The organism is Pseudomonas artemisiae (assembly GCF_057128685.1).
This window is the reverse complement of record NZ_JBSKHS010000008.1, coordinates 136082-162512: the sequence shown is the minus strand read 5'-3', so window position 1 is coordinate 162512 and position 26431 is coordinate 136082. Positions and strand designations below refer to the sequence as shown.

The 26431-nt window shown below is 58.7% G+C and carries 28 protein-coding genes and 3 pseudogenes; 19 read left to right on the top strand and 12 right to left on the bottom strand.

Annotation, left to right across the window (positions count from 1 at the left end):
* Positions 1-71: 71 nt before the first annotated feature.
* A complete protein-coding gene (locus ACWKV4_RS11850; RefSeq protein ID WP_483832269.1) occupies positions 72-1490 on the top strand; it encodes an MBL fold metallo-hydrolase RNA specificity domain-containing protein in 1419 nt (472 codons plus the stop codon).
* A 111-nt stretch (positions 1491-1601) separates the two neighbouring features.
* Here the strand turns inward: ACWKV4_RS11850 and ACWKV4_RS11845 are convergent, their stop codons facing one another.
* Positions 1602-2492 carry a glycosyltransferase family 2 protein gene (locus tag ACWKV4_RS11845; protein ID WP_483832268.1) on the bottom strand — a complete coding sequence of 297 codons (891 nt, stop codon included), beginning with the start codon at positions 2490-2492 and terminating at the stop codon, positions 1602-1604.
* A gap of 270 nt (positions 2493-2762) precedes the next feature.
* Between ACWKV4_RS11845 and ACWKV4_RS11840 the strand changes: the two genes are divergently transcribed.
* The 3 genes and pseudogenes from ACWKV4_RS11840 to ACWKV4_RS11830 all read left to right on the top strand — a co-directional run bounded on the left by ACWKV4_RS11840 (position 2763) and on the right by ACWKV4_RS11830 (position 4888).
* Positions 2763-3878, top strand: a complete 1116-nt coding sequence (locus ACWKV4_RS11840; RefSeq protein WP_483839549.1) for an O-antigen ligase family protein — start codon at positions 2763-2765, stop codon at positions 3876-3878.
* Between the two features lie 160 nt (positions 3879-4038).
* Positions 4039-4275 (top strand): annotated as a pseudogene (locus tag ACWKV4_RS11835) (sugar phosphate nucleotidyltransferase); the annotation flags it as partial.
* A gap of 58 nt (positions 4276-4333) precedes the next feature.
* Positions 4334-4888, top strand: a complete 555-nt coding sequence (locus ACWKV4_RS11830; protein WP_483832266.1) for a sugar transferase — start codon at positions 4334-4336, stop codon at positions 4886-4888.
* 108 nt (positions 4889-4996) lie between these two features.
* Here the strand turns inward: ACWKV4_RS11830 and ACWKV4_RS11825 are convergent, their stop codons facing one another.
* Positions 4997-5263, bottom strand: coding sequence for a hypothetical protein (locus ACWKV4_RS11825; protein WP_483832265.1), 267 nt, complete (start codon positions 5261-5263; stop codon positions 4997-4999).
* 194 nt (positions 5264-5457) lie between these two features.
* Between ACWKV4_RS11825 and ACWKV4_RS11820 the strand changes: the two genes are divergently transcribed.
* The 7 genes and pseudogenes from ACWKV4_RS11820 to ACWKV4_RS11790 all read left to right on the top strand — a co-directional run bounded on the left by ACWKV4_RS11820 (position 5458) and on the right by ACWKV4_RS11790 (position 12892).
* Positions 5458-6519: a lactonase family protein gene (locus tag ACWKV4_RS11820; RefSeq protein WP_483832264.1), complete on the top strand. Its 1062-nt coding sequence runs from the start codon at positions 5458-5460 to the stop codon at positions 6517-6519.
* Between the two features lie 101 nt (positions 6520-6620).
* Entirely contained in the window at positions 6621-6980 is a 360-nt protein-coding gene (locus ACWKV4_RS11815) for a ComEA family DNA-binding protein (RefSeq protein WP_483832263.1), read from the top strand.
* Positions 6981-7168: 188 nt separating this feature from the next.
* Positions 7169-8050: pseudogene (locus ACWKV4_RS11810) on the top strand (cache domain-containing protein); the annotation flags it as partial.
* Positions 8051-8413: 363 nt separating this feature from the next.
* Positions 8414-8908: pseudogene (locus tag ACWKV4_RS11805) on the top strand (methyl-accepting chemotaxis protein); the annotation flags it as partial.
* An 81-nt stretch (positions 8909-8989) separates the two neighbouring features.
* Positions 8990-9733 (top strand): gluconate 2-dehydrogenase subunit 3 family protein, encoded by a 744-nt coding sequence (locus ACWKV4_RS11800; RefSeq protein ID WP_483832261.1) that lies wholly within the window; start codon positions 8990-8992, stop codon positions 9731-9733.
* Positions 9734-9735: 2 nt separating this feature from the next.
* Positions 9736-11511 carry a GMC family oxidoreductase gene (locus tag ACWKV4_RS11795; protein WP_483832260.1) on the top strand — a complete coding sequence of 592 codons (1776 nt, stop codon included), beginning with the start codon at positions 9736-9738 and terminating at the stop codon, positions 11509-11511.
* 10 nt (positions 11512-11521) lie between these two features.
* On the top strand, positions 11522-12892 hold the full coding sequence (locus tag ACWKV4_RS11790; protein WP_483832259.1) for a cytochrome c: 1371 nt from the start codon (positions 11522-11524) through the stop codon (positions 12890-12892).
* Positions 12893-13128: 236 nt separating this feature from the next.
* On the opposite strand, the gene ACWKV4_RS11785 is transcribed toward ACWKV4_RS11790, so the two are convergent.
* The gene (locus ACWKV4_RS11785; RefSeq protein ID WP_483832258.1) at positions 13129-13296 is read right to left on the bottom strand and encodes a DUF2897 family protein; all 168 of its coding nucleotides are present in this window, start codon (positions 13294-13296) and stop codon (positions 13129-13131) included.
* A gap of 151 nt (positions 13297-13447) precedes the next feature.
* On the opposite strand from ACWKV4_RS11785, the gene pyrF reads away from it, so the two are divergent.
* Complete coding sequence (pyrF, locus tag ACWKV4_RS11780) at positions 13448-14146, top strand: orotidine-5'-phosphate decarboxylase (RefSeq protein WP_483832257.1); 699 nt, start codon at positions 13448-13450, stop codon at positions 14144-14146.
* Between the two features lie 45 nt (positions 14147-14191).
* Here pyrF and ACWKV4_RS11775 read toward each other — a convergent pair whose 3' ends face one another.
* The 6 genes from ACWKV4_RS11775 to ACWKV4_RS11750 form a co-directional block, all read right to left on the bottom strand.
* Positions 14192-14323 (bottom strand): SDR family NAD(P)-dependent oxidoreductase, encoded by a 132-nt coding sequence (locus ACWKV4_RS11775; protein WP_483832256.1) that lies wholly within the window; start codon positions 14321-14323, stop codon positions 14192-14194.
* A 2-nt stretch (positions 14324-14325) separates the two neighbouring features.
* Positions 14326-15531, bottom strand: coding sequence for a benzoate/H(+) symporter BenE family transporter (locus ACWKV4_RS11770; RefSeq protein WP_483832255.1), 1206 nt, complete (start codon positions 15529-15531; stop codon positions 14326-14328).
* Between the two features lie 177 nt (positions 15532-15708).
* Positions 15709-16254, bottom strand: coding sequence for a GTP cyclohydrolase I FolE (gene folE / locus ACWKV4_RS11765; protein ID WP_483832254.1), 546 nt, complete (start codon positions 16252-16254; stop codon positions 15709-15711).
* 90 nt (positions 16255-16344) lie between these two features.
* Entirely contained in the window at positions 16345-16902 is a 558-nt protein-coding gene (locus ACWKV4_RS11760) for a Smr/MutS family protein (RefSeq protein WP_483832253.1), read from the bottom strand.
* Positions 16903-16936: 34 nt separating this feature from the next.
* Positions 16937-17260, bottom strand: a complete 324-nt coding sequence (locus ACWKV4_RS11755) for a hypothetical protein (RefSeq protein ID WP_483832252.1) — start codon at positions 17258-17260, stop codon at positions 16937-16939.
* Positions 17261-17337: 77 nt separating this feature from the next.
* A complete protein-coding gene (locus ACWKV4_RS11750; RefSeq protein WP_483832251.1) occupies positions 17338-17952 on the bottom strand; it encodes a cysteine hydrolase family protein in 615 nt (204 codons plus the stop codon).
* Between the two features lie 135 nt (positions 17953-18087).
* Between ACWKV4_RS11750 and prmB the strand changes: the two genes are divergently transcribed.
* Positions 18088-18996 carry a 50S ribosomal protein L3 N(5)-glutamine methyltransferase gene (gene prmB / locus ACWKV4_RS11745; RefSeq protein WP_483832250.1) on the top strand — a complete coding sequence of 303 codons (909 nt, stop codon included), beginning with the start codon at positions 18088-18090 and terminating at the stop codon, positions 18994-18996.
* A 27-nt stretch (positions 18997-19023) separates the two neighbouring features.
* On the opposite strand, the gene ACWKV4_RS11740 is transcribed toward prmB, so the two are convergent.
* Together ACWKV4_RS11740 and ACWKV4_RS11735 are read right to left on the bottom strand one after the other, a co-directional pair.
* Entirely contained in the window at positions 19024-19821 is a 798-nt protein-coding gene (locus ACWKV4_RS11740) for a hypothetical protein (RefSeq protein WP_483832249.1), read from the bottom strand.
* A 53-nt stretch (positions 19822-19874) separates the two neighbouring features.
* A complete protein-coding gene (locus tag ACWKV4_RS11735) occupies positions 19875-20831 on the bottom strand; it encodes an alpha/beta hydrolase (protein ID WP_483832248.1) in 957 nt (318 codons plus the stop codon).
* A gap of 138 nt (positions 20832-20969) precedes the next feature.
* Here ACWKV4_RS11735 and aroC point away from each other — a divergent pair, with 138 nt between their 5' ends.
* Genes aroC through mtnC form a run of 5 tightly spaced genes read left to right on the top strand, consistent with a single transcriptional unit; the run spans position 20970 to position 25134 of the window.
* Positions 20970-22064, top strand: coding sequence for a chorismate synthase (gene aroC / locus ACWKV4_RS11730; RefSeq protein ID WP_483832247.1), 1095 nt, complete (start codon positions 20970-20972; stop codon positions 22062-22064).
* A gap of 34 nt (positions 22065-22098) precedes the next feature.
* The gene (locus ACWKV4_RS11725) at positions 22099-23259 is read left to right on the top strand and encodes an MFS transporter (protein WP_483832246.1); all 1161 of its coding nucleotides are present in this window, start codon (positions 22099-22101) and stop codon (positions 23257-23259) included.
* Positions 23256-23870 (top strand): methylthioribulose 1-phosphate dehydratase, encoded by a 615-nt coding sequence (locus ACWKV4_RS11720; RefSeq protein ID WP_483832245.1) that lies wholly within the window; start codon positions 23256-23258, stop codon positions 23868-23870. Before ACWKV4_RS11725 ends, ACWKV4_RS11720 begins: the two co-directional genes overlap by 4 nt.
* 21 nt (positions 23871-23891) lie before the next feature.
* On the top strand, positions 23892-24437 hold the full coding sequence (locus ACWKV4_RS11715) for a 1,2-dihydroxy-3-keto-5-methylthiopentene dioxygenase (RefSeq protein ID WP_483832244.1): 546 nt from the start codon (positions 23892-23894) through the stop codon (positions 24435-24437).
* 13 nt (positions 24438-24450) lie between these two features.
* Positions 24451-25134 (top strand): acireductone synthase, encoded by a 684-nt coding sequence (mtnC, locus tag ACWKV4_RS11710; RefSeq protein ID WP_483832243.1) that lies wholly within the window; start codon positions 24451-24453, stop codon positions 25132-25134.
* A 100-nt stretch (positions 25135-25234) separates the two neighbouring features.
* Here mtnC and ACWKV4_RS11705 read toward each other — a convergent pair whose 3' ends face one another.
* Positions 25235-25513: a DUF3509 domain-containing protein gene (locus tag ACWKV4_RS11705; protein WP_483832242.1), complete on the bottom strand. Its 279-nt coding sequence runs from the start codon at positions 25511-25513 to the stop codon at positions 25235-25237.
* 317 nt (positions 25514-25830) lie between these two features.
* On the opposite strand from ACWKV4_RS11705, the gene ACWKV4_RS11700 reads away from it, so the two are divergent.
* Positions 25831-26349, top strand: coding sequence for an ankyrin repeat domain-containing protein (locus tag ACWKV4_RS11700; RefSeq protein WP_483832241.1), 519 nt, complete (start codon positions 25831-25833; stop codon positions 26347-26349).
* Positions 26350-26431 lie beyond the last annotated feature (82 nt).

Here is a 26431-nt window from a genome sequence, read left to right as displayed (position 1 = left end):
ACCATCCTGATAGGCTCAGGCCGTGCGACCGGGCGTAATTCAGTTCCGATCTGCTCAAAGGAAGCGAGCCCGTGCAGTACCCCTCTATCACACATCATGGCGCCCACGAGGGCGTGACCGGTTCCTGCCACCAGCTGCACCTTGATCAAGGCCTGAGCCTGCTTATAGATTGCGGCCTGTTTCAAGGGGCAGAGGCTCGCGACAAAGCCGCGCCTGCTATCGACTTTTCATTGGAAGGCGTTGCCGCTTTGGTGGTGACCCACGTGCACCTGGACCATATCGGGCGTATTCCTTGGCTCCTCGCTGCAGGTTTCCAAGGTCCTATCCTGTGCAGCGAGCCCTCGGCCAAACTACTGCCTTTGATGCTCGAAGACGCTTTCAAGCTCATGCTAAGTCAAGATCAAACCAAGCTTGAGCGTTACTTAAAGCTAGTCAGCAGCAGGGTGATTGCGCTGCCGTATGAGCAGTGGTTTCCGATAGGCCCGCGTGAACATGCGGCGTGCCAACTCCGGCTCCAGCGGGCTGGCCACGTATTGGGCTCGGCTTATGTAGAGGTGAGCGTGCCCCAGCCTGGGCAAGCTCGAGATAAACGTATAGTGTTCTCCGGGGACTTGGGTAGTGGTCGGTCTGTCTTGCTGCGGGCACCCAAGGCGCCCGAGCGTGCCGATGTATTATTGCTGGAAAGTACCTATGGGGACCGCCTGCACGGCAGTGGTGAAAACCGTCAAGCCAGGTTGGAGGGGCTGATAGACACTGCCCTGGCAGACCAGGGCACGATATTGATTCCATCCTTTAGCCTAGGGCGCACCCAAGAGTTGCTGGCTGATTTAGAAAGCCTTCTGCGCCATAAGGCGATAGACACCCCTACGGGCGCTACCGAGCCAGTCGACTGGCCGCGGCTACCGATAATTCTCGACTCACCATTGGCCAGCCGCATCACCCAGGCCTACCGCGACCTGCAACCCTACTGGAACGCCGAAGCTCAAGCCCGCGCAAAGAGCGGCCAATCACCACTGGCGTTCCCGCAATTGATCACCATAGACAGCCACGACCAACACCTGAGCACGGTCAACTACCTGGCCAGTACCTTGCGGCCCGCCATCGTGATCGCTGGCAACGGCATGTGCTCCGCTGGGCGTATCCTCAACTATCTCAAAGCCATGCTGCGCCACCCACGGCATAACGTGCTCTTCTCTGGCTACCAAGCCAAGGGTACCCCAGGGGCGCTGATTCAGGCCGCAGAAGGTGCCGAAGGCTTTGTGGCGATCGACCTGGACGGCGAGCGGTATGACATCCGCGCGGGCGTCGCCAGCCTGCAAGGCTATTCCGCCCATGCGGACCAAGCCGGGTTGCTGGATTTTGTAAAGGGGATGCGGGAGAAGCCACAGGAAATCAGGCTGGTACACGGGGAAAGGAGGGCGAAGGCAGCCTTGGCTGGTCAACTGACGCGCCGATTCGGGGAGAGTATGCGAGTACTAACAAACCACTGAAACCTTGCTACCTCACCTGTGGCCTGGCTGTCTACGACCCCCAAGTGCCGTAGGGGGGCGGCAACCGGTATATGGCCCGCGCCCACTAGGTATGCGGGCCATGCCTCAGACTTACCGCGAGAATAGCAATCGGCCAATGCCGCGAACCGTCTTGCGATTCCAGTACTTCCACGGAATATCACGCAGAATTTCTCGAGCCAGTGGCTTGTCTCGATTGGCGCTTTTGAGAAACATAGCGTTTCGATAGCCCATGGCAACCTCAGCATAGCCAGGCTGCTCCTTAAAGGCAGCAAAGGTATCCAGCATGCTCTGGTACATGAACCTGTGGTTCTTGTAGGTGTTAGTAGGGTGCTTGCGGTATTGCGACAGAGGCTCACCCAGCACATCCACGAAATACCCTGTTCGGGCGATAGATAACTGGATGTAGATGTCCTCAAGGCGGATGTTGGGGTCAAAGCCACCCACCTGCTCGAACGCTTCTCTGCGTATCATCAAGGTGGCTGCGTTGGGGCCGGGCTTACGGTCAAAAAACATATCGTCGAAGCTTAGGCGGCGGAAGGGTAAGTTGCGTTTACGCTGTTCCTTGGCGGGCAATACCTGCCCATCTGGCCCAATGTGCTCGATATTGGCCGAACAGATGCCTACCTCAGGCTTGTCTTCGAGATACGCCACCTGGGTGGCGATCCTGTGGGGAAACATGATGTCGTCAGAACCAAAGGGCACGATCATCGAACCCTTGGCGCGTGCAATGGCGGCATTGAGTGTGCGCGACAGGCCCATATTGGTTTGCACGGTAAGGTCGAACCCATGCTGGGTGGCCAGGGCCTGCAGTAATTCGATGCTGCCATCCGTGGAGCCGTCGTCTACCACGATCAGCTCGATAGGCGCGTAGGTTTGCGCCAATACGCTCCGGATGCTGGCTTCGACGTATGGCCTGTGGTTATAGGACGCGATGATGACTGAGACGAGGGGAGCGTCGTTGACAATGTGGTGAGGCGGCATTTCGTGGTCCTTAAGGCTGGCTCCGCGAAAACTAAGCGGGAGTGCTTTGTGTGATCAGGCCCTGCTGGTTGCTGATTGATTTTGCAAAGCAATAGATCCCGATAGAGCAATTGTAAGCGCTCCCTTGTTAGAATCCCGCACATTCTTACAAGTGAGCTATGCGGCGGGGAGCAAAAAGCAGTGATGGCTGCATATCTACCTAGGGCTTCTACCCGGATCCATTCAGCTGAATGGTTGGTGCGTTATATTCTACCTGTAGGCTGGATGGCCATGCTCACAGGGCTGTTTTGGATCGGGGACCGATCGCTCTACCACAAGTTGTATTACGCGCTAATCGCGTTTCCCACGGCTGCGGCAGTGCTGATGCACCCGAAGTCTCTGACAGTGCTTGCTCGGCAGCCTCTATTTTGGGCGTTCGCTGGCTTCTCGGCCTATATGATGCTCACCCTCCTATGGTCCCCTACGGAGGAGGGTACAGGCTCCCTGCTGAAGCGCCCGCTATATGTGGGCCTGCTGATGCTTTCAGTAGGGCTGATGGCTTGTCAGTGCCCTAATCGCCTCATGAAGGCGACTTACGTCTCCGCCCTGATCGCCACCCTTGGCGCAGTAATGCTGCTATTGCACTTCGTTATGGTGGAACTGCCCCGTGGAGACGGCCGGTTGAGCGGCATGGGGGCGCTTTACAATCCACTGCTCACCTCCCATGTGTTGGGCGCGTTTGCCGCCTATTGGCTCGCTACTGCCTTCCGCGCGCCAGTGGGCAAACTCGCATTACCCTCGGCCTGCCTAGTGGTCTTGCTCATAGCGATTATTGCAACCGGTTCTAGAACACCCCTGGTAGGCCTAGTGCTCGCTTTTGGCTGGCTGTTGATAGGGGGCAACCCTAAAAGAGGCGCGATAGGTGCCGGCGTAGTTTTAGCGATTGGCCTGGCGCTTGTGCTGTTTTACCCCGAGGCCCTGATGCAACGCGGCGCCTCCTACCGCCCGGAAATCTGGCAGCAAGTGCTCGGTATGGTAGCTCTCCATCCATGGCTCGGGCATGGTTTTGATGCAGGGTTCGTGATTCCGATCGCTGGGCTGAGCGAGGCGCTGGCCGATCCGCATAATATCGAACTGGCAGTCCTCTACGAGGGCGGCATAATAGGGCTTGGTCTTTGGTGTTTGCTTTACGTGGTCGCGCTTGTTTGTTGCTGGCGATACAGAAATGAGCCGGCGTTCACTATTGCAGGCACTTGGCTGATTTTCGGTTTAGGAGCAGGCTTGACTGAAGGCGCGGCTTTTATGTCCAGGCCAAAGGAGCATTGGCTGCTGATATGGTTGCCTATGGCCTTTGTGTATGGGCTTGCAGCGTTACGGCAGCAGCAAATCCGTGTAGCAAGAACCTGACGCCAAATTTTGATAGGGTTAGGGTCTGTTGCCAGCCTCGTTACTAAGCAAGGGCACATTTCTACTCTGTAAGACAGGCTGGCACTTAAAGTGCCAATCTCTCATCAACGTACCAAGGGAAGCCTACATGCAGCATGCATGGTAAAAGGAACTTGTAACAATGAGCGCACAGCGTAAAGGCATCATACTGGCAGGCGGCTCGGGTACTCGCCTACAGCCCCTGGCCCTCGGTACCTCGAAGCAGATGCTCCCCGTATACGACAAGCCGATGATTTACTATCCGCTGAGCATGTTGGTGCTGGGCGGCACGAAGGAAATCCTGATCATTTCCACGTCAGATGACCTGCCTTCGTTCTGCAAGCTGCTAAGGGAAGGTAGCCAGGTGGGCATCCGCCTAGAATAACTGCTAGGTAAAGCCTCGTACAAAAATTATTAAACTTAAAAATAGGCCTAAAGTGATACGGTTATTTGATATTATTTTTTCATTTCTAGGGCTGATTTTTGGCTTTCCAATATTTCTTATCATCCTCATGATTGGATACCTGGATACAGGGTCTCCCGTTTTCTTGCAAAGAAGAGTGGGGAGGTACAAGAAGGAATTTACCCTGATAAAGTTCAGAACCATGAAAACAAATACCGCCTCTGTTGCTTCACATCAAGTAAATGCATCAGCAGTCACTAAAATAGGTAAAGTCTTAAGGCGAACGAAGCTGGACGAACTTCCTCAGCTGATAAATGTTCTTTGTGGGCAAATGAGTCTTGTCGGCCCACGCCCGTGTTTACCTTCGCAGGATGAACTTATAACTGCGCGGGAGGGGCTTGGTGTGCATGTTTCGCGCCCTGGTATCACAGGTGTTGCTCAGTTGAATAATATTGACATGTCAACCCCTCAACTACTTGCGGAAACAGATGCTTCAATGATCAAGAATATGAGTTTAAAATTATATTTTCGTTGCATTATTCTCACCGCGATAGGCAAGGGTGGCGGTGACCGTGTCTTGGTCAAATAGTCAATTGTAAGGCGGCGGGTCAGGCTTGGGTTCATATAAGACGTCGCACGGATAGCCAGACTAGCCTTACCCACGGATGGGTGGAGAGCTACTGGGCATTCGTATGTCTTAATGCACCCGCTCCACCTCCGGCATACTCACATACGCAAACCGACTCAACGGCTTCACCCAATACCGCTTGTATTCCGCCTCCCCAGGCGGTACGGGCTTCTCGTTGAGCCACCCCGAGGGCTGCTTCAACTCGGCTCGATAAGCATCCCACTCAAGCTTTAGGGCTGCCTCCCTGGCCGTGGCTTCATTATCAAACCAGCCCAGCACATAGGCCTCGCCATATTCGCGGCCGTGTTCGATAAGCAGGTAGATGTCGTTGTTCATGGCGGTCTCCGTCTAGTGCTGGGCCGGGTAGCGCGTTCGGTGCTTGTGCCCCTTACCTCTCACTGTAGCCAGCGCTGGGCAATAGGTGCCATGAAATAATCGCCTGCGCGGTTGGGTTTTTTGTTGCAAAGGTTGAGTAGCCGGGCTGGCAGACCTAGGATGGCTGCTGACCTTCAACCTGCCGAGAAGCCTCCATGAGCTATGCCTATATCTCCAGCCCTAACGATGGCCTGGTATCGCACTATCACCTGAATGACGAAACGGGCGAGCTCAAGCTGGTTGAGCAGCTGGCGGCGGGGGAGAAGGTGAATGCGCTGGCGCTTTCGCCGGATGGCACTACCTTATACGCGGCTCTGCGGGGGCAGCCGCCCCAAGTGGCGAGCTTTAGCATAGAGGCCAGCAATGGCAGGCTAAGCGCGCGTGGGCAGGCACCCCTGGGCGCCGGGATGTCATACCTGGCCACGGATCGTAAAGGCGGATTTTTGCTCGGTGCGTCTTACGGGGAGGATGTGGTCACCCTGCAGCCCATAGACAACGAGCTTCAGGTGCTGGAGCATATCAACAAATACCCCAGCGGCTTGCATGCACACTCCGTACGGCCAGACCCAAGCAACCGTTTTGTATACGCCTGTGTATTGGGTGAGGACCGGGTATTGCAGTTCCGCTTGGATGAGCAGGCTAAAGCGCTCCAGCCCATTGGCGAGGGCTTTATACAAGTGCCTGCCAATACCGGGCCGAGGCACTTGGCATTCTCCGAAGACGGAAAGTTTGTCTTCGTTGTAGGAGAAATGAGCGGTACGGTGACGTCCTTCACCATTGACGACAGCACCGGCGCGCTTGCCCAGGTGGATGTCCAGGAAGGCATACCTGCATCCTTGGGGCTTGAAGAGGGCCTGGTTCGAGACGGTCGTAATAACAATCTCAGTGATGACCCTACACCCCGCATATGGTGCGCGGACATTCGTTTGGTGCCTGGTTGCGAGCTGTTATATATCACCGAGCGCACCACCAGCTCGGTAAGCGTGTTTCGGGTGGGCCCGGCGGGCCAACTTACCTTCTTGAACAATCACCGGTTGGAAGAGAAGCAACCACGCAATATTGCTATATCTCCAAACGGGCAATGGCTGCTGGCCTGTGGCGAGCTGAGCAAGGTTGTAGGGGTGTATCGAATCGGTACGGATGGGGTATTGACCCGTCAAGGTGAGGCACCTTCTGGAGACGGCGCCCTTTGGATCGAAACATTGCCGGAGGTTTGAAAACTTCGTTAACACCTGCGTGCTGGAATTAACGCGCGGCTCCTTTAAGGTTAGCGCACGGCCCACGACGCGCCGTGCCAACCTGTCAAGGAGCATTAACCATGCGCAAGACCCTTCTTTCCTCTGCCCTGATAGCCTTGCTGGCGACCATTCCCTTTGCCGCGCAGGCTGCTGTATCTGACACGATAACGGCCCCGGCAGGTACAGCCTCCATGCCCATGAAAAACGACATGCCCATGAAAAACGACATGGCCATGAAAAACGAGATGATAAACCTTAATACTGCCGATGCCGCTACCCTGCAAAAGGAGCTGGCAGGCATTGGCGCAGCCAAGGCCAAGGCTATCGTGGCCTTCCGCGAACAGAACGGCGCCTTCACTTCAGTAGAAGAGCTATTGGAAGTGGACGGTATCGGCAAGGCACTGCTTGACCGTAATCGGGACCGCTTGGCCGTTAATTAATCAACTTTAAACCCACTACTCAGTTGATTCTGACTATTTAATTAAGTTTTAGACGTGCAACGGCGGGCTTTTAGCCTGCCGTTGGATTCAAGCGCACAGTGAAAACTTGACCTGGCAGCCAGTTAACGGTAGCTCTGGGTTTTGAGCATTTTATTGGTGCACTATATATTAGCGTGTAAGCATACTTAATGATAATGCTCTATCTGCCGATACCTTTGAACACTCACACCGGCAAGAGGGCAATCATGAAAGTTTCAGTCAAAGGCAAGATGCTGTGTCTCGCTATTATCCCGGCATTACTGTTTGCTTTGATCATTAGCGCTCTTGCTTCGTGGATGCTGCAGCGCAGTGCGGATCAGGAGATGCGTGAAACCCGCGACAGCCTGATGGCGCGCAACCGCGAGGTACTGAAGAATTACGTGGATGTGGCTCTCACTACCATCAAGCCTTTGCATGATGCGTCCGCCGTGGGCGATATGGCCGCCCGTGACAGAGCCCTGGAAGTGATTAAACCTGTCAAGTTTGGCGAAGATGGTTACTTTTTTGGTTACGACAGCAAGGGAGTGCGGATCTTCCGGGGTGACAGTGCCGCGGGCATCGGTACCAGCTTCTGGGACACACGGGACCCTGACGGTAGCTACCATTACCGTACCTTCGTGGAAGTAGCCAAGAACGGTAATCACTATATCGATTATATGGCCCCCAAGCCGGGCCAGGATAACGTCCAGGTGCCTAAGCTGGGCTACACCGTTTACTTGGAAAAGTGGGACTTGGTATTGGGCAGTGCGATCAATGTAGACGACATTGACGCCGCCATGGAACTCGAGAAGGCCGCAGTAACTGAACGCACTCGTAGCTTGTTGGGCAGTATTTTCCTGGTAGCCCTGCTGCTGCTGTTGCTTACGACCGCCGCAGGCGTGTGGACTGCCAATGGCCTGGTGCGCCCCTTGCGTACCCTTAAAGCCAACCTGGACGACATTGCCGCAGGGGATGGGGATCTGACTCGCCGCTTGATCATCGCCAGCCGCGATGAGTTGGGGGACCTGGCCGCGTCCTTCAACCGCTTCGTCGACAAGATCCAGGGCATGGTCAGCCAAGTGGCGCAGATGACCACTAACCTGGATGGCTTGGTGAACCAGGCTACTCAGCAAACCCTGCGCTCGGAGCAGGCCATGCAGCGCCAGCGTAACGAGACCGATCAGGTGGCGACCGCGATCAACGAAATGTCCTCCGCCGCCCAGGAGGTGGCCATGAGCGCCCAGCGGGCTGCTGAAGCCGCGGCGGAAACCGACAAGCAAGGCCATGCGGCCCGTGAGGTAGTAGGCAGCAATATCCAGGGCATGAGCGCGCTGGTATCGGATATCCGTGTTAGTGGCGCCAGCCTGGATAGCCTGCAGAACGACGTACGCTCGATCGTTTCGGTGCTGGCGGTGATCCGCTCCATCGCCGATCAAACCAATTTGCTCGCACTCAATGCTGCCATCGAGGCTGCTCGCGCGGGAGAAGCCGGGCGTGGGTTCGCCGTGGTGGCCGACGAGGTGCGGGCCCTTGCCAGTCGTACTCAGCAAAGCACCCAGGAAATCCAGGGGATGATCACTCGCCTTGAAGCCGGCACCACGGCCTCGGTGGAGGCGATGCAGCGGTCCAGTGGCGCAGGGGAGGCGGCCAACCACCGAACCAACGAGGTAGGGGCATCGCTGGATTCGATCTCTGGCCTGATCGGTACCATCAATGCAATGAACGCGCAGATCGCCAGCGCCGCGGAAGAGCAGACTTCAGTGGCCGAGGAGATCAACCGCAGCGTGCACCAGATCGCGAGCGCGGTGGAAAGCTTGGCTGACGAAACCGAACAGAGCGCTCGGACCATGCGTGAGGTATCAACGCTCGGTACTAACTTGAATAGTTTGGTACGCCAGTTCAAGATCTGAAGCCGCCCTGGGCTGCGGTCCCGCGCGTGAAACAAATATAACGATAGCTACATCCGTGTTCAGACCTGGAGTGAGTCACCGATGTCCGCAAACGATACCTCCCCAGCACGCCGGGAATTTCTACGCAAATCCCTGACGCTGATACCAGTGGTTACGCTCGCCGGTGCAGGCCTTCCAACCTCTACCTTTGCGCAAACCCCCGCAGGCGACGCCCAGGCTGGCGCGCCTGCCACTGGCCAGCCTAGCGCTTATACGCCCACCTTCTTCACCCCACAGGAGTGGGCCTTCCTAATTGCCGCCTGTGATCGCCTGATCCCCTCTGACCAAGTGGGCCCAGGCGCGGTGGAATTGGGGGTGCCGGAATTTCTCGACCGTCATATGCAAACGCCCTACGCCAATGGCGGGATCTGGTACATGCAGGGGCCGTTTATCGACGCGGCACCGGAGTTCGGCTACCAGGGCCGCCTTACCTTGCGCGACACCTTACGTGTTGGCATCAAGGCCCTGGACAACAGCTGCACCAAGGCGTTTTCCGGCAAAACCTTCGCCCAACTGTCCACTGCCCAGCAGGAGGACGTACTCAAGAGCGCGGAGAGCGGCAAGCTGGTGTTGGAGGACATTTCGTCGAAACTGTTCTTCACCAACCTGCTCAACGAAGTACGCAATGGTTACTTTGCCGACCCTTCCCACGGCGGCAACATGAACATGGGTGCGTGGAAGATGATCGGTTACCCCGGCATGCGCGCAGACTACATGGACTGGATAACCGTGCGTGACAGGCCGTACCCAATAGGGCCGGTGGACTTGGCCGGGCGGAGGGGTTAAAGGTGGCGAACGTAAAACCAAAAGTAGACGTGGTGATCGTTGGCATGGGCTGGACCGGGGCCATTATGGCCAAGGAACTGACTGATGCGGGCCTGACCGTAGTGGTACTGGAGCGGGGCGCCGATCGGGATACCCAACCTGATTTTGCTTACCCGAAAGTGGTCGATGAACTTGAAGGCTCGGTGCATCGGCGATATTTGCAAAGCCTCGCCCAGGAAACCGTCACCGCGCGGCATAACCTTACTTCCCAAGCCGTACCCTACCGACAGATGGGCTCGTTCAAGCCGGGCACCGGCGTGGGTGGCGCGGGCAGCCATTGGTCTGGGTGTCACTTCCGCGCGTTGCCAGAAGATTTCAAGCTGCGTAGCAATATGGAGCAGCGCTACGGGGCGAAGTTTATTCCTGCGGACATGACCATTCAGGATTTCCCGGTCAGCTACGAAGACCTCGAACCTCACTTCGATCACTTCGAGTACGTGTGTGGTACCTCCGGTAAGGCCGGGGTGATCCAAGGCGTAAAGCAAGCCGGCGGTAACCCGTTCGAAGGGTCGCGCTCCCGTGAATTCCCGCTGGGGCCAAACCCGAACTACCTGGGCGCTGAAATGTTCTATGGCGCGGCCCGCGAAATGGGCTGGGACCCTTATCCGATTCCCGCCTCCAATGCCTCAGCCCCCTACGTTAACCCTTATGGCTGCCAGATGGGGCCGTGTAACGCTTGCGGGTTCTGCAGCGACTACGGCTGCCTGAACTATTCCAAAGCCAGCCCGAATGTCAACATTTTGCCAGTGTTGCGCCAGCGCAAGAACTTCGACCTGCGCACCAACGCTCAAGTGCTGAAGGTCAACCTCGACAGCGATGGCAAGAAAGCCACCGGCGTGACTTACCTCGATGCCCAAGGGCGCGAGGTGGAGCAACAGGCGGACTTGGTGTTGCTTTGCGCGTTCTCTTTGTACAACGTCCACCTGATGCTGCTATCGGGCATCGGCAAGCCCTACGACCCGGAAACAGGCGAAGGTACCGTAGGGCGCAACTATTCGTATCAAAACCTCAACCGGGTCGTGCTGTTCTTTGGTAAGGAAGTGCAGGCCAACCAGTTCATTGGTATCGGCGGTGCCGGCACGACCATGGATAACCTTAACGGCAACCAGTTGGATAACGCCAAGGCCGGTTTCGTGGGTGGCGGGATCATCTGGGCTCGGCAACCCGGCACTGGGCCGGTTCGCGGGGTTAACGTGCCGCCGGGTACACCCGCCTGGGGCACGCAGTGGAAGCAGGCCGCCAGTGACGCCTTCCGCCATTCGTTCTACTTCGAGGTGCAGGGCGCCTGTATGTCTTACCGCCAGCATTACCTGAGCCTCGACCCCGTCTACAAGGATGGTTTCGGTCGGCCGTTGCTACGGATGAACTTCGATTGGCATGACAACGAAGTCAAAGCCTCGCAGTTCTTGGTGGGCAAGGCGATGGAGATGTCGAAAATCCTTAACCCGAGCGCTATGGCTGGAGATGCGAAAAAACCTGGCGAGCACTACAACATCACTAAATACCAGAGCACTCACACCTGTGGCGGCGCGATCATGGGCAGCGACCCTAAAACCTCGGCCTTGAACCGCTATCTACAGTCCTGGGATGTGCATAACGTGTTCGCCATTGGCGCTAATGCGTTCCCGCAAAACAACGGCTACAACCCCACCGGGATGGTAGGGGCGTTGGCATACTGGGCCGCTCACGCTATACGTGAGCAGTATCTGAAAAACCCCGGCCCGCTGGTTCAGGCCTGAGGAGAAGCGCATGAAAAAGTTTCTCTTGAGCCTATTAGGCTTGGGCGTGGTGGTGTTCGTGTGCGCGTTGGCGTTTGCTCTGTGGCCTACCAAAACGCGCTCACTGCAGGCCTCGCCGGTGGCTGACCAACAGGCCCTGATCGAAAAGGGGCGTTACCTGGCCGATGCGGGCGACTGTACCGCCTGCCATACTGCCAAGGGTGGCAAGCCCTTCGCCGGCGGGCTACCCATCGCTTCGCCCATTGGCACGCTATACAGCAGCAACATTACCCCTGACGTTTCCACCGGTATTGGCGCCTACACGCTCGATGACTTTGATCGCGCGGTTCGCCACGGCATCGCCGCCAACGGTCAAAGTTTATATCCGGCAATGCCATACCCGGCCTACGCCAAAATCAGCGATGACGATATGCGGGCCCTGTACGCGTACTTCATGCAAGGCGTGGCGCCGGTGAACGCTCAAAACCGCGCCAACGACGTGCCTTGGCCGCTGTCGATGCGCTGGCCATTGGCGATCTGGCGTAAGTCCTTTGCGCCCGACCCCGATGCTCAGGCCTTTGACCCAAGCCGTTATCCCAGCGCCCAAGTGGCGCGAGGCGCGTATTTGGTCCAGGGCCTGGGGCACTGCGGTAGCTGCCATACGCCTCGCGCGATAACCCTGCAGGAAAAAGCCCTGGACGAGGCCAGCCCGGTTTACCTTGCCGGCGGGCCGGTGATCGACGGTTGGCTGGCGGTAAGCTTGCGCGGTAACCCGGCCGATGGCTTGGGCGCCTGGACCGCAGACGACATCGTAGCCACGCTGCGCAGCGCTCGTAACACCACCCACGCAGTATTGGGTGGGGCCATGGGGGACGTAGTGGTGCACAGCACCCAATACCTCAACGATGGTGACTTGCAGGCGATGGCGGCCTACCTGAAAACCCTTCCAGCGAGCGAGCGGCCGGTCTCTAGCTTCAAGGCCGATCCAATCACGGCGAAGGCCCTGGCGGTTGGGCAAGAGGGTAGTCGCGGCGCAGAGCTGTACATCGACAACTGTGCTGCGTGCCACCGTACCAACGGGCAAGGCTACGACCGGGTATTCCCGAAAATAGCTGGCAACTCGTCCGTGCTGGCTGAGGACCCTGTCTCGTTGATCCGCCTGGTATTGGCCGGTAGTAACCTGCCGTCAACTACTGCCGCGCCCTCTCAACTAGGCATGCCGGGCTTTGCCTGGCGATTGTCGGATGATGAGGTGGCTCAGTTGTTGACGTTTGTACGCGGTAGCTGGGGAAATCAGGCACCAGCGGTAAGCGCGGCCCAGGTAAAAGACCTGAGAAGCACATTGCCCAAGCCTTCGCCGGCAGTGCAGCGTACCGACTTGGCAAAGCCTGACCCTAGATAAGGTTTGATACCGAGGTAAAGGAGGGAGGGTAGCCTAGGCTACGCCTCCCTTTATATTGGCGAGGAAATCACTTGCATTCTTGTACAAGGCAAAGATTCACGCGCCCTGTGCAAAAAATGATCAGATGCCTGTAGCACGCGTAGTATATAGGCTGCAGAGGAGTGCCAAGGGGTTATCCACATAGTATTCCACGCGGTATGTGTACAACCTTACTGGGTAGATTCAAGCGAAGAGGGCTATTTGTCTCGCGCTTCCTTTGCGTCCATTTGCGCATTGCGCTCATGCACACGCTTTAGCTGCTCTTCGGTCAGGGGGAGTTTCTGCGCGCTTTGGCGCAACATCATCAAGCCACCGACGATAGAGCCGATGGCAACCAGCAAGATCAACCACGCATACCAGGGCATATTAGGCCTCCTTTACCGGTTCGAGTAATGCGGCCGCAGGTTGGTTCAAGTCTAGGGTAGCGGGCGCTGGCGGTCTGCCCAAATGCCGTCCTAACCCCTGGGCAAATCCGCTACAATGCGCGCCGTTTGTGATTACCCGTCGAGAGCCTTTATGCCCGTTTGCCAGTCGCCTGTGATTGTTGCCCTGGATTTCTCTACCCGTGAAGCCGCGTTGGCGCTTGCTGACCAGCTGGACCCGCGTTTGTGCCGGGTCAAGGTGGGCAAGGAGCTGTTCACTAGCAGCGCGGCGGGCATTGTCGAGGCCCTTAACGAACGTGGCTTTGAAGTGTTCCTGGACCTTAAGTTTCACGATATTCCCAATACCACTGCCATGGCGGTAAAGGCTGCGGCGGACATGGGTGTGTGGATGGTGAACGTGCATTGCTCCGGTGGCTTGCGCATGATGAGCGCCTGCCGTGACGTGTTGGAGCAACGGGCCGGGCATAAGCCGCTGTTGATCGGCGTTACCGTGCTGACCAGCATGGAGCGGGCAGACCTGGCGGGCATCGGCCTGGATGTGGACCCTCAAGAGCAGGTGCTGCGCCTGGCGGGGCTGGCCCAGCAAGCTGGCATGGACGGGCTAGTGTGCTCGGCGCTTGAGGCCCCGGCCTTGAAAGGCGCATTCCCAAGCCTGCAATTGGTCACCCCTGGCATTCGCCCTGCGGGGAGTGCCCAAGACGACCAGCGCCGCATTCTTACGCCTCGCCAAGCGCTGGAGGCAGGCTCGGATTACCTGGTGATCGGCCGCCCCATCAGCCAGGCCGCCGATCCGAGCGCAGCGCTGGCACAGATAGTCTCAGAACTCCACTAACGGTAGGAGCCAGTTGTAGGAGCCAGCGAAAGCTGGCGAACTGGGTTATACCTGCATGGCGGCGCGGGTGCGATAAAACACGCCGTTCACGTCGATAGTCATCACGTGGTGCCAATCCTCGATGGGCGTCTCGGTCAGCGAACCCATGGGCGTGACACCGGCATTGTTGACCAGCACGTCTATCCGCCCAAAGCGTTCGAGGGTTTGGCGTTGAGGATAAGCAAGGTGGCTACCCCCGCGAGGATGCCCCAGAACGCCGAGCCGATGGACCACAGGCTCATACCTGAGGCTGTGACCATAAAGGTGATCAAGGCCGCTTCGCGCTCCTTAGGCTCGGCCATGGCCTGGGTAAGGCCGTTAACGATGGAACCGAACAGCGCCAGCGCGGCAATGGACAGTACCAGTGCCTTGGGGAACGCAGCGAAAAGCGCGGCCAAGGTCGCGCCGAAAGTGCCCGCAATCCCATAGAACAGCCCGCACCAAAGCGCTGCGGTATAACGCTTGGTTGGGTCCTCATGGGCCTGTGAGCCGGTGCAGATAGCCGCGCTGATGGCGGCCAGGTTAATGCCGTGGGAACCGAAGGGCGCCAGTAGCAGGGACGCTATCCCGGTAACGGTAATCAGTGGCGAGGCGGGTACTTGATACCCATCGGCGCGCAGCACCGCCATGCCAGGCATGTTCTGGGACGTCATGCACACCACGAACAGCGGAAGCGCAATGCTGATGGTCGCTTCTAGGGAGAAGGCCGGGGTAGTCCACACCGGTACCGCCACCTGCAGCCGAACATTGGAAAAGTCCAGCAGGCCTAATAAAGCGGCCATGGTCACTCCCACCAACAATGCGAGCAGCACGGCGTAGCGCGGGGTGGCACGCTTACAAATCAAATAAGTGAAAAACATGGCTAATACCAAAGCCGTTTGGTGCTGCGCCGCGACAAAGATTTCACTGCCGATACGAAACAGGATGCCTGCCAGAAGCGCTGCGGCCAGCGACGAGGGCAAGCGGCGTACCAAGCGCTCGAAACTGCCAGTCACTCCGCAGACGATGACCAACACCGCACAGGTGAGGTAGGCTCCAATCGCCTCAGGGTAGCTCACACCGCTTAGACTGGTAACCAAAAGCGCCGCACCCGGTGTGGACCAGGCCAAGGTGATAGGTGTGCGGTAACGTAAAGACAAACCGATATTGCAGATAGCCATGCCGATGGACAGCGCCCAGATCCACGAAGCAATTTGCCCAGCGGTGAGCCCAGCGGCCTGGCCGGCCTGGTACATCAGGATCAGCGAGCTGGTGTACCCGGTCAGCATGGCGATAAAGCCGGCTGCTACCGCGGAAGGGTTGCTGTCAGCCAAGGGGCGAAGGCGAGGAGGGGCTGCGCTGAGCATAAGAGCGGTCCTTGCATGGGGTGCATGCAGGGTAACGCCACCCGTTCTGGCTTGGACGATACAGCCAACGCCGCAATGGGCGATACAGTCGCGCTGTTGACCTTGTGTAGGCGCCAGCAAAACTGGCGAACAAGCGCTAGCTGGCACTAGCTCCTACATTTTACCTAAGGCAACACCTTACTTGATAAAACTCAAGAACTCGCTACGGGTAGCAGGGTTGGTGCGAAACTCACCGAGCATCACCGAAGTGACCATGCTGGAGTTTTGTTTCTCCACGCCGCGCATCATCATGCACATATGCTTGGCTTCGACCACCACGCCCACGCCCGCGGCACCGGTAACCTGAAGAATGGCCTCGGCGATCTGCTGGCAAAGGTTTTCCTGGATTTGCAGGCGACGGGCGTACATGTCCACGATGCGCGCCACCTTCGATAGGCCCAGCACCTTGCCGCTGGGCAAGTAGGCCACGTGGGCCTTGCCAATGAACGGCAGCATATGGTGTTCGCACAGCGAATACAGCTCGATGTCCTTTACCAGCACCATTTCGCTGTTGTCCGAGCTGAACAAGGCGCCATTGGTGACTTCTTCGAGGGTTTGGCCGTAGCCTTTGCAAAGGTACTGCATGGCTTTGGCAGCGCGCTTAGGCGTGTCGAGCAGGCCTTCGCGGGAAATGTCCTCGCCGATCTGGCCAAGAATGGCGCTGTATTGCTGTTCCAGGGACATGGGTTTACCTGTAGGGGGAATTTAAGCCGGCGCGTAGGTTAAGGCCCCCACGGGGGCGCCGCAAGTGTGAGGCTGCCTCAAGCGCTGCGGTTACTCGTCGCGCCCCTCGAGCATGGTCCGCCGTAACATCACATACACCGCGCCCGTGCCTCCGTGGCGCGCCTGGCAAGAGGTGAACCCCAGTACTTGGGGGTGCTGGCGCAGCCAAGTGTTTACATGGCTTTTGATCATCGGCCGTTTGCCATCGAGGCGCGACGCTTTGCCATGGGTGACCCGTACGCAACGCACTTCAAGACGGGTGGCTTCGGCGAGGAATTCCCACAGCAGCTCACGGGCTTTTTCTACCGCCATGCCGTGCAGGTCCAGGGTGCCTTCGAAGGAAATCTGCCCCAGCTTGAGCTTGCGCATCTGGGTTTCCTGCACGCCGTCCCGGGCCCAGTGCAGGTCATCCTCCGGGCCTACATCAATGACGAATTGATCTGACAGGCCGTCGACGATGGTTACGTCGTGGCGCACGGTGGCCGCCTGGCGCAGCGCCTGCAGGCGCTGGCGGTCGGCCCGTGGCTTGCCCGTGTCGGCACGATCATGGCGAATGGGCTTTACGCCCTGCATCTGCGACTGGAACAGGGAAATATCGTCGTCTTGCATCGTTGCCTCCTAACAGGAAGCCAGTCTACGCCAGTCAGTCGTGCTTTTTCATCAAATGCGGCGCCAGGTTCAAGTCCTGGGTGCGGCGCATGCGGCGCCGTGAGCGCCGCCACACAAGGATGCCCAGGTAGAGGAACAGCAACCCGAACACCACTTGAATGATCGCGCCGGTGGTGCTGGTGTCGAGCCCTTCCAAGGCAGGAGGATGGCCCAATAGGCTAGCCGCGCCGGCCATGCTCAGCAGGATGCCAAGCACTGCTAGCAATGCCGCGAAGGTTGCGCCCAGCCTTGCTCGCCAGCGCCGTGGACCGCGCGGGCGTAACCGGCGAGCGTCGAAACCGTCGTCGGATAGCTTCATCAGGAGTTCCTCAGGTGAATATCGGCCCTTCGACTTGCAAGCCGGTGTTGGGTTCCGACAAGCATGACAATCAAAGGTCAGTGGGAAGCTTCACCGACGGGCGGTATCACGTGCTGGGCCAGCGTAACCGCGGCGAAGTTGTCCGCCATGGTGGCCATGCCTACCTGCTTGACCTGTTCGGCGCTGAGCACACCCTCCTTGTAGGGCAGGTCGCGGGTGGCGCAGGCGTCTTCCACCAGGGTACAGCGATAGCCGTAATCCTTGGCGGCGCGAATGGTGGTGCTGATGCTCGAATGGGTCATGAACCCACACACGATCAGGTCCAGGTGACCCAGGCTTTGCAGCAGGTCATGCAAACCGGTGTTGTTGAAGGCATTGGGCATGCGCTTTTCGATGATGTGCTCACCCTCTTGAGGCGCGGCCTTGTCGATGAAGCGGCCGCGCTCGCCTTGGGGGTCGAACAAGCCACCGGGAATGCCCAAATGCTTGACGTGAACCACGGGGCGCCTGGCCTTGCGTGCGGCCTCCAGGAGCTGGGCGATGTGATCGACGGCTTCGTCAATGCCCGACAGCGCCAAGGGGCCGCTCAGGTACTCCCGTTGCGCGTCGATAATGATCAGGGTGGCATTGCTCAGGGTAAATGGCGGATAGCCACGACCGCTGAGTTGAAACATCGTCTTGACATCGGGCATCAGGGGCTCCTTTAGAGAGGGCTTTTGCATATTCTCTACTGCCCAGCCCGTTAAGGGAATCACTCTGATGCGAAGTCACGCAGGTGATCGCCCGAGGCTGATAGAATCATGGCCAGTTTTTTCAAGGAGTTTGCCGTGATCACTACCCGCCTGCGCACCCTGCGCGACCATATCCGTTGGGCGGTCAGCCGCTTTCATGCCGAAGGCCTGTATTTTGGCCACGGCACCGACAACGCCTGGGACGAGGCACGGCAGTTGGTAGTAGGCGCCTTGCATCTGCCTTGGGCCATAAGCGACGCCTACCTCGATTGCAACCTCGAAGACGACGAGCTCAGCCATGTGCAGCACCTGCTGCGCCGCCGTATCAAGGAGCGCATTCCTGCCGCCTATCTGTTGGGCGAGGCGTGGTTCTGTGGTTTGCCTTTTATCGTCGATCAGCGGGTGCTGATCCCGCGCTCGCCCATCGCCGAGCTGATTGGCGAGCGCTTCGAGCCCTGGCTGGCCGCTGCTCCGGCGCGCATCCTGGACCTGTGCACGGGCTCTGGCTGCATCGGCATCGCCTGCGCCGACGCCTTTCCCAACGCCGAGGTGGTATTGGCAGACCTGTCCTTCGATGCCCTTGAGGTCGCCAATCAGAACATCGAGCGCCATGAGCTGGAGGCGCGGGTGTTTACCGTGCAAGGCGATGGTTTCGAAGGCCTGCCAGGGCAGCGGTTCGACCTGATTGTTTCCAATCCGCCTTATGTGGATGCCGAGGATTTTGCCGACATGCCGGCTGAGTATCACCACGAGCCGGCCCTGGGCCTTGCGTGCGGAAACGATGGCCTGGATCTAGTCCGGCGCATGCTGGCCGAGGCGGCGGATCACCTTACCGAGCAGGGCTTGCTGGTGGTGGAAGTGGGTAACAGCCAAGTGCATGTAGAGGCGCTGTATCCGGACGTGGACTTCACTTGGTTCGAGTTCCAGAACGGCGGGCACGGCGTATTTGGCCTGACCGCCGCCCAGTGCAGGCAGCACCAGGGGTTGTTTGCGTCGAAGGTGTGAGCCAGCTCACCGTTGCCGGCTACCCCATCAACGGTGTGTGGCAATCCAGATCAGCAACCCGGCCTGGAACACCGCAAAGGCGATCAGGCACGCGATGGTAAAGCGCAGGCTGCCGTCTTCGCGGCGATAGGTGTTCAGCCGTTCATCCTGCTTGCGCAGCTTTGCTTCCAGCTCCTGCAGGCTTTTATCGGCCAATAGCAGCAGGCTGGCGCTTTCCAGGGTGTCGACCCGCTGAAGCTTTTCGGTATTGAAGTTGGGTAACAGCCCGCTCACACGGGTCTCCTTCACGCTCCCCTTGAGGTGTTGGGCATCAGCGTACACCACGTCAAAACCGTGGGTGCGCAGTACGTGGTCGCGGCGCAAGCGCGTGGATTCCACCAAGGCGTCACGGTTAGGCAGTTCCAGGCTGTCGAGCCGATAAGCCGGCCATCGTGGCTTGGCCCAGCTTACCGCCTGGGCTACCAGGAAGCGCCCGATACCCCGGTTGGGCGGCTCTATGCTCAGGGTTTGCGGCATTGTCCATACCCGCTGCTCCTGATGGTCGGCCCATACATCCAGGCAGTTCTGTTCCTTACGCACCCGCTGCCCCGGCAGGCCGATACTCAGGCGCAGCAAGCTATAGCGTTCGCTGTGGCGCTCGGCCCAGCCAAATTGCACGAAGCGTAGTGGCCGCGCACCGGTTACGCGGTCATTGGGCAGGCCAGCCAGGCGCAGCAATTCGAAATGTTCCGAAGCAACGTCGCCCCAGGGCAGGGCGGTTAAATCGTTGACGGGTTCGGCCGGGGCCTCCTCGGCTGGCGACGCTTGCATAGGGCTTTCATACATGTCGGCGATCCTCTTCCTACCCGAGGTATCGGCCGCCGACCTGAAAGCTGAAGTTACGAGCGGGCGTTGGTCTTGATGAACCCAGCCACTGCCTCGGCCAGGCCGGCCGCCAAGGGTAGGCCTGGGTTGTTATAGGAGGCCACCTGCTGCTGCATATCCCTCGGCACGATGCGCAGCACATGGTTCATGCCGGGAATGACCACCTTGCGTGCCTTGGGATTGACCGCTGCCAGCGCGTCGGCGTCTTCCACGCCTACCTGAATGTCGTGCTCCCCCTGCACGATCAGGGCCGGTACCTGCAGTGCCCCGAAGGCCTTGGCTGGGTCCTGGCGGAACAGAGAAATCAGGTAAGGCTGCACGCTCGGCCGAAACACCACGCGCAAGGCGGTGGGTACCTGCTCATCCACCTGGCCGGCCTTGAGTGAATCGAGCAACTGTTGGCTACGGGCATAGAGGTCAGTGGGTAAGCGTTCCTGCAATTGCTCGCGCAACACCTTATCGATAGGCCGGCCACTACCCGCCAGGGTCACCACGGCCACTGCATCGGTATGGGGGGCGGCCAGGGTGGCGATCAGCGCGCCTTCGCTATGGCCTATCAGGGTCAATGGGCCAAACCGTGGATCCGCCGAAAGTTTGCGCGCCCAGGCGGTGGCATCCTCTACATAGCCTTCCACGCTCAACGTGCGCTCATCTGGCGCCAAGGGTAGGCCACTGGCCACGCCGCGCTTGTCGTAGCGCACGCTGGCAATACCTTGCCGGGCCAAGGCCCAGGCTAGTTTCTTCAGGCTATCGGTGCGCCCGGCATCGTTGTTGTTGCCATCCCGGTCCGTGGCACCCGAGCCAGAAATGATCAGCGCTACCGGTACCGGGTTGGAAGAGCGGGGTAACAACAGGCTGCCATGCAGGGTGCCTGTGCCCGTGTCCAGATCCACGGGCCGCTGAAGAATGGAGGAGGGCGCGGCCTGGGCCAGGGAGGTGAAAAGCAGGGCAAAGAGGATTAGGGCACGCAACTTCGTAAGCCATTACAGGAGGGGATAGGTTGGACCGAAGCGGCCAGGCAAGGTTCTGCGAGGGGTGAACTGCCCCTCGAGCCTGCGTATACTTGGCGCCCCCATGTTTCTCCAGATTCACCTCGCGGAGCCTCTCGCATGTCTGGCAATACCTTTGGCAAGCTGTTTACCGTTACCACTGCTGGCGAAAGCCATGGGCCAGGGTTGCTTGCCATCGTCGACGGCTGCCCGCCGGGCTTGCCGCTGGCTATCACGGACCTGCAGCGTGACCTTGACCGCCGCAAGCCAGGCACCAGCCGCCATACTACCCAGCGCCAAGAGGCCGATGAGGTGGAAATTCTTTCCGGGGTTTTTGAAGGTGCCACCACCGGTACCCCCATTGGGTTGCTGATCCGCAACACGGACCAGAAATCCAAGGACTATTCGGCGATCAAAGACCTCTTCCGCCCAGCCCACGCCGACTATACCTATCACCATAAATATGGCGTGCGCGACTACCGTGGGGGCGGCCGCAGCTCGGCGAGGGAAACCGCCATGCGCGTGGCGGCCGGCGCGATCGCGAAAAAGTACCTGGCCACCTTGGGCATTCAGGTGCGGGGCTACATGAGCCAGCTTGGCCCGATCGAGATCCCTTTCGTGAGCTGGGAGGCGGTCGAGCAAAATGCCTTCTTCAGCCCCAACGCTGCCATGGTGCCGCAGCTTGAGGCCTACATGGATCAACTACGCCGGGATCAGGATTCGATTGGCGCGAAGATCACTGTAGTGGCCGATGGGGTAATGCCCGGCTTGGGCGAGCCCATCTTCGACCGCTTGGACGCAGACCTGGCCCATGCCTTGATGAGCATCAACGCGGTCAAGGGGGTCGAGATCGGCGCCGGCTTCGCCAGCGTTGCCCAGCGTGGCAGTGAACACCGCGACGCCCTTACGCCCACCGGTTTCGTGGGCAATAACGCCGGGGGCATTCTGGGTGGGATCTCCTCGGGGCAGCCTATCGTTGCTCACCTGGCGCTCAAGCCTACGTCCAGCATCACTACGCCGGGCCAGTCCATCGACGCTCAGGGCGGGGCGGTGGACATGATCACCAAAGGCCGGCACGACCCCTGCGTAGGCATACGCGCCACGCCCATTGCCGAGGCGATGATGGCCATCGTGCTGCTGGACCACCTGCTGCGTAATCGTGGCCAGAACGCAGACGTGCGGGTCAGCACCCCTGTACTGGGGCAGCAGGTGTGAGCCAGGGCGCCGCCCACCTGCTCGCTGCCCAGCCATGACGGGGGTGGTGGTACCTTACTGGCGCCTATCAGGGTTTTACTTTTTCTACTTTGCCCTGCTTGGGGCCACCGCGCCTTTTCTGGCGCCGTACTTTGCCTACCTGGGCTTTACCCCGGCACGTATCGGGGAGCTGGTAGCCATTCCCATGGTCATGCGCTGCCTGGCGCCGCACCTATGGGGCTGGCTGGGGGACCGCAGCGGCCAGCGGCTGCGTATCGTACGCCTGGGCGCGGCCGCGACCCTGGCCAGCTTCTCACTGATTTTTGTGGGTAAAAGTTACGCCTGGCTGGCATTGGTCATGGCCTTGCATGCGTTTTTCTGGCATGCGGTGTTGCCGCAATTCGAGGTTATTACCCTGGCGCATCTGCGCGAGCAGCCAGCGCGTTATGGGCAGGTGCGGTTGTGGGGCTCCATTGGCTTTATCGCCGCGGTGGTCGCGTTGGGGCGCTGGTTCGAGTTGGGCGGGCTGGGCAGTTACCCCTACACCGTGGTAGTGATCATGGCGGGCATTCTCTTGGCTAGCGCCTGGGTGCCCGCACCGGCTCGTGGCGCCGATGAAACCAGCCAGGCGCCCAGTGGGGATGGCTTTTTGGCTCGGCTCCGTGGCCCCGGTGTGCCGGTGTTTTACCTGTGCGTGGGGTTGATGCAGCTCAGTCACGGGCCCTACTACACCTTCTTCAGCATTCACTTGGGGCAGTTAGGCTACAGCCCGGTGGCCATTGGGTTGTGCTGGTCCCTGGGCGTGGTGGCCGAAGTGCTGATGTTTCTAGCCATGGCGCGGCTGTTGGCGCGTTGGTCGGTCAACCGCCTGTTGATTGCAAGCTTTGCACTGGCCGCGCTGCGTTGGCTGCTGCTGGGTGGTTTTGCCAACGAGCCTTGGGTGCTAGTGCTGGCTCAGGTGCTGCATGCTGCTACCTTCGGCAGTTTTCATGCCGCGGCCATACAGAAGATCCGCCTGACCTTCGGCCTACGCTACCAAGGCCAGGGCCAGGCATTGTACGCAGCGCTGGCAGGGGTGGGCGGCGCCTTAGGTGCCTTGTATTCAGGCTATACCTGGCTGGCGCTAGGGCCGTTCGGCACCTTCGCGCTGGCCAGCGTCGCCGCCTTGGCGGCAGCGGTTATGATGGCGGTTTTCCAACACAAGGAGCCGGTATGATCCCGGAACGTGAGTCGCTTACCCGGCAAATCATCGAGGCCGGGCGCTTTCTATATGCCCGCGGCTGGTCCCCGGCTACCAGCAGCAATTATTCGGCGCGTCTGTCCGCGACCCAGGCATTGCTTACTGTCTCTGGCAAACACAAAGGCGGGTTGACCGCCGATGACCTGCTGATTACCGACATGGCGGGCAATAGCCTGGAGCCTGGCAAGCGGCCGTCGGCCGAAACCCTTTTGCACACGCAGTTGTACACCACCGATGCACGAATCAATGCCGTGCTGCACACCCATTCGGTCAACGCTACCGTGCTGTCCCGGGTGACCGAAGGCGATCACTTGGTATTTGAAGACTACGAGTTGCAAAAGGCTTTTAGCGGCATTTCTACCCATGAAAGCCAAGTGATGGTGCCTATTTTCGAGAACGACCAAGACATCGCCCGGCTTGCAAGCCAAGTTCAACCCTGGCTAAACACCAACCCAGGCTGCGTGGGCTATTTGATCCGCGGCCATGGCCTGTACACCTGGGGCGCCAGCGTGCAAGACGCCCTGCGTCAGATAGAGGCGTTCGAATTCTTGTTCGAGTGTGAACTAAGGCTACGCACCCTTCGTTAATCGCGCCTAAGGAACCGCCCCATGAGCCGCCTCACCGTTTATCACGAAAGCACCCCTGAGCTGCCCAACAAGGTGCTGACCCATGCCGAAGACATTGCCGCTACCCTTGCCGAACACAGCGTACGCTTTGAGCGTTGGCAAGCCAATGCGCCTATCCAGCCCGGTGCAAGCCAGGAGGATGTCATCAAGGCCTACCGTGCGCAGATCGATCAGCTGATGACCGAATGCGGCTACGTTACGGTAGACGTGATCAGCCTGGCCAGTGACCACCCGGATAAAACCGCGCTCAGGGCCAAGTTCCTCGATGAACACCGCCATGGTGAAGACGAGGTCAGGTTTTTCGTGGCCGGCCGTGGCTTGTTCACCTTGCACCTGGGTGAATATGTATACGCGGTACTGTGCGAAAAAAACGACCTGATCTCAGTGCCTGCGGGCACGCCGCATTGGTTCGATATGGGCGAACACCCGAATTTCGTAGCCATTCGCCTGTTCAACAACGCCGAAGGTTGGATTGCCAACTTCACCGGTGAATCCATCGCCAAGCGCTTCCCACGCCTGGATGACTGATAAAGGACACCCCATGCCAATCAAGGCTGTACTCACCGATATCGAAGGCACTACCAGTGCGGTGAGCTTCGTTTATGACGTATTGTTCCCTTATGCTGCCAAAGCCTTGCCTGGGTTTATCGAGGCGCATCAGGCCCGCCCCGAAGTTGCCGAACAACTGGCTGCCGTGGGCGCGCAGGCAGGTGAACCCTCGGCCAGCGCAAGCCGGGTAGGGGAAATTTTGTTGGGCTGGATTGCCCAGGATCGCAAGGCCACTGCCCTCAAAGCCTTGCAGGGCATGGTGTGGCAACAGGGATATGAAGCGGGCGAGCTTAGGGGGCATGTCTACCCTGACGCGGTAGCCGCGCTCCAGCGCTGGCACCTGCAAGGTTACTCACTGTACGTCTACTCGTCCGGCAGCATTCAGGCGCAAAAGCTGATATTCGGATGCTCAGAGGCCGGAGACCTGACAGGTTTGTTTGCTGGGTATTTCGACACCACCAGCGGACCGAAGCGCGAAGCGGCTTCCTATAAGCATATCGCCGCAGCCATAGGCCTTCCAGCGCCTCAAGTACTGTTTTTATCTGATGTTGCACAGGAATTGGATGCTGCCCGCATTGCAGGTATGCGCACCTGCGGCGTTGCGCGCGACAACGCACTGAATACCGACCATACCGTGGTAAGCAACTTCAGTGAGATTAAGCTCGAAGGGTTTTAATAAACAATTGGGAGCAACGGAAGAGCAGAAGGGGCGTTAAAACCGCCGCTAGCTGCCCCACGAAAACATGGCTGTGGGACCGTCAGCGGCGAAAGCGGTTTCAGGCCGAGTGGTAAGTCGGCAGTGCAAAGCGGTTCTGACTTTGAAGCAGGTGAATGTCTGGAAGCTGGCTTACTTCGCCGGCCAGATCACGACGGATCGCATTGATTACCCAGGAGAGCTGCTCAGGGGTGTTGAGCTGTGAATACGAAATCGAACGGCGGGTCTGACGGCCATCGGCGCCACGCAGGGTGAGCAGAACGGCACCGTCTGGGCGAGGCTGGGTGACAACGTCATACTCGGAAAAAAGGCTGGCGAATTTTTCTTGGAGGAATTCCATCTGGCGACTCCTTGGCAGTTCCAATGGGCAGGCTGTACCAAAGAGGTTGCAGTGAGTGTGCCAAGTTTTACAAAACTTAAAAAACCTTATAAATCAGTATCTTAGCAAGGCAAACAATTTTTCACTTTCGTGCAAACTGCATGGTAAGGCTGCCAAGAGTATGCATTTTGCGTGATCGCCATCACACTTCGAGCCTTGTTACAGCCTTTGACATCATTTTGCCCATTAATTCCTTCAAACCCCCTGATTCATTGGGCCTGTTGACCAACGGCAGGGGCTGCGGAACACTGGATGCCAATCTGGAACTGGAGGCAGAGATGGCTGATTCGAATACACCCCGCGAAATGACCGATGACGAATTCGCCGAACTGGCCAGTCAGTTGTTCGATCTGGCGCGCCATGGCGATGCGCCTGCCTTGCAAAGGCTCTTGGATAAGGGCTTGCCGCCGAATGTACGCAACCAGAACGGCGATACGCTTCTGATGTTGGCCAGCTACCATGGGCATATCGACGCGGTTGAAGCCTTACTGGCCGCGGGGGCCGACGCCAATATCCCCAATGATAAAAACCAGCTGCCCCTGGCCGGCGCGGCGTTTAAAGGCAACTTGGACATCGCTCGCATTTTGGTGAGTCGAGGCGCGGCCATAGATGGCTGCGCGGCTGATGGCAGAACCGCCCTTATGATGGCGGCCATGTTCAACCGTGTCGATTTCGTCACCTATCTCTTGGCGCAGGGTGCTAACCCTGATGCTCAGGACGCTGCCGGCATGAACGCGCTAGGGGCCGCCCATGCCATGGGCGCGGGTGACACGGCCGCCTTGCTTGCCGGCCTGTAACTGGCGGTCGGCCTGGATAAGCCCGTGCTGGCAGCCCTGGCGGCTAGGCGCTGGTCTGATATGATTTGCTGCCCAGTTGAAC

Bases quoted from the DNA above. Each gene is read 5' to 3' on its own strand.
- ACWKV4_RS11845 (WP_483832268.1), bottom strand. From the start codon at position 2,492: ATGCCGCCTCACCACATTGTCAACGACGCTCCCCTCGTCTCAGTCATC.
- ACWKV4_RS11840 (WP_483839549.1), top strand. From the start codon at position 2,763: ATGCTCACAGGGCTGTTTTGGATCGGGGACCGATCGCTCTACCACAAG.
- ACWKV4_RS11825 (WP_483832265.1), bottom strand. From the start codon at position 5,263: ATGAACAACGACATCTACCTGCTTATCGAACACGGCCGCGAATATGGC.
- ACWKV4_RS11820 (WP_483832264.1), top strand. From the start codon at position 5,458: ATGAGCTATGCCTATATCTCCAGCCCTAACGATGGCCTGGTATCGCAC.
- ACWKV4_RS11815 (WP_483832263.1), top strand. From the start codon at position 6,621: ATGCGCAAGACCCTTCTTTCCTCTGCCCTGATAGCCTTGCTGGCGACC.
- ACWKV4_RS11800 (WP_483832261.1), top strand. From the start codon at position 8,990: ATGTCCGCAAACGATACCTCCCCAGCACGCCGGGAATTTCTACGCAAA.
- ACWKV4_RS11790 (WP_483832259.1), top strand. From the start codon at position 11,522: ATGAAAAAGTTTCTCTTGAGCCTATTAGGCTTGGGCGTGGTGGTGTTC.
- ACWKV4_RS11785 (WP_483832258.1), bottom strand. From the start codon at position 13,296: ATGCCCTGGTATGCGTGGTTGATCTTGCTGGTTGCCATCGGCTCTATC.
- pyrF (WP_483832257.1), top strand. From the start codon at position 13,448: ATGCCCGTTTGCCAGTCGCCTGTGATTGTTGCCCTGGATTTCTCTACC.
- ACWKV4_RS11770 (WP_483832255.1), bottom strand. From the start codon at position 15,531: ATGCTCAGCGCAGCCCCTCCTCGCCTTCGCCCCTTGGCTGACAGCAAC.
- folE (WP_483832254.1), bottom strand. From the start codon at position 16,254: ATGTCCCTGGAACAGCAATACAGCGCCATTCTTGGCCAGATCGGCGAG.
- ACWKV4_RS11760 (WP_483832253.1), bottom strand. From the start codon at position 16,902: ATGCAAGACGACGATATTTCCCTGTTCCAGTCGCAGATGCAGGGCGTA.
- ACWKV4_RS11755 (WP_483832252.1), bottom strand. From the start codon at position 17,260: ATGAAGCTATCCGACGACGGTTTCGACGCTCGCCGGTTACGCCCGCGC.
- ACWKV4_RS11750 (WP_483832251.1), bottom strand. From the start codon at position 17,952: ATGCCCGATGTCAAGACGATGTTTCAACTCAGCGGTCGTGGCTATCCG.
- ACWKV4_RS11740 (WP_483832249.1), bottom strand. From the start codon at position 19,821: ATGTATGAAAGCCCTATGCAAGCGTCGCCAGCCGAGGAGGCCCCGGCC.
- aroC (WP_483832247.1), top strand. From the start codon at position 20,970: ATGTCTGGCAATACCTTTGGCAAGCTGTTTACCGTTACCACTGCTGGC.
- ACWKV4_RS11725 (WP_483832246.1), top strand. From the start codon at position 22,099: ATGACGGGGGTGGTGGTACCTTACTGGCGCCTATCAGGGTTTTACTTT.
- ACWKV4_RS11720 (WP_483832245.1), top strand. From the start codon at position 23,256: ATGATCCCGGAACGTGAGTCGCTTACCCGGCAAATCATCGAGGCCGGG.
- ACWKV4_RS11715 (WP_483832244.1), top strand. From the start codon at position 23,892: ATGAGCCGCCTCACCGTTTATCACGAAAGCACCCCTGAGCTGCCCAAC.
- mtnC (WP_483832243.1), top strand. From the start codon at position 24,451: ATGCCAATCAAGGCTGTACTCACCGATATCGAAGGCACTACCAGTGCG.
- ACWKV4_RS11705 (WP_483832242.1), bottom strand. From the start codon at position 25,513: ATGGAATTCCTCCAAGAAAAATTCGCCAGCCTTTTTTCCGAGTATGAC.
- ACWKV4_RS11700 (WP_483832241.1), top strand. From the start codon at position 25,831: ATGGCTGATTCGAATACACCCCGCGAAATGACCGATGACGAATTCGCC.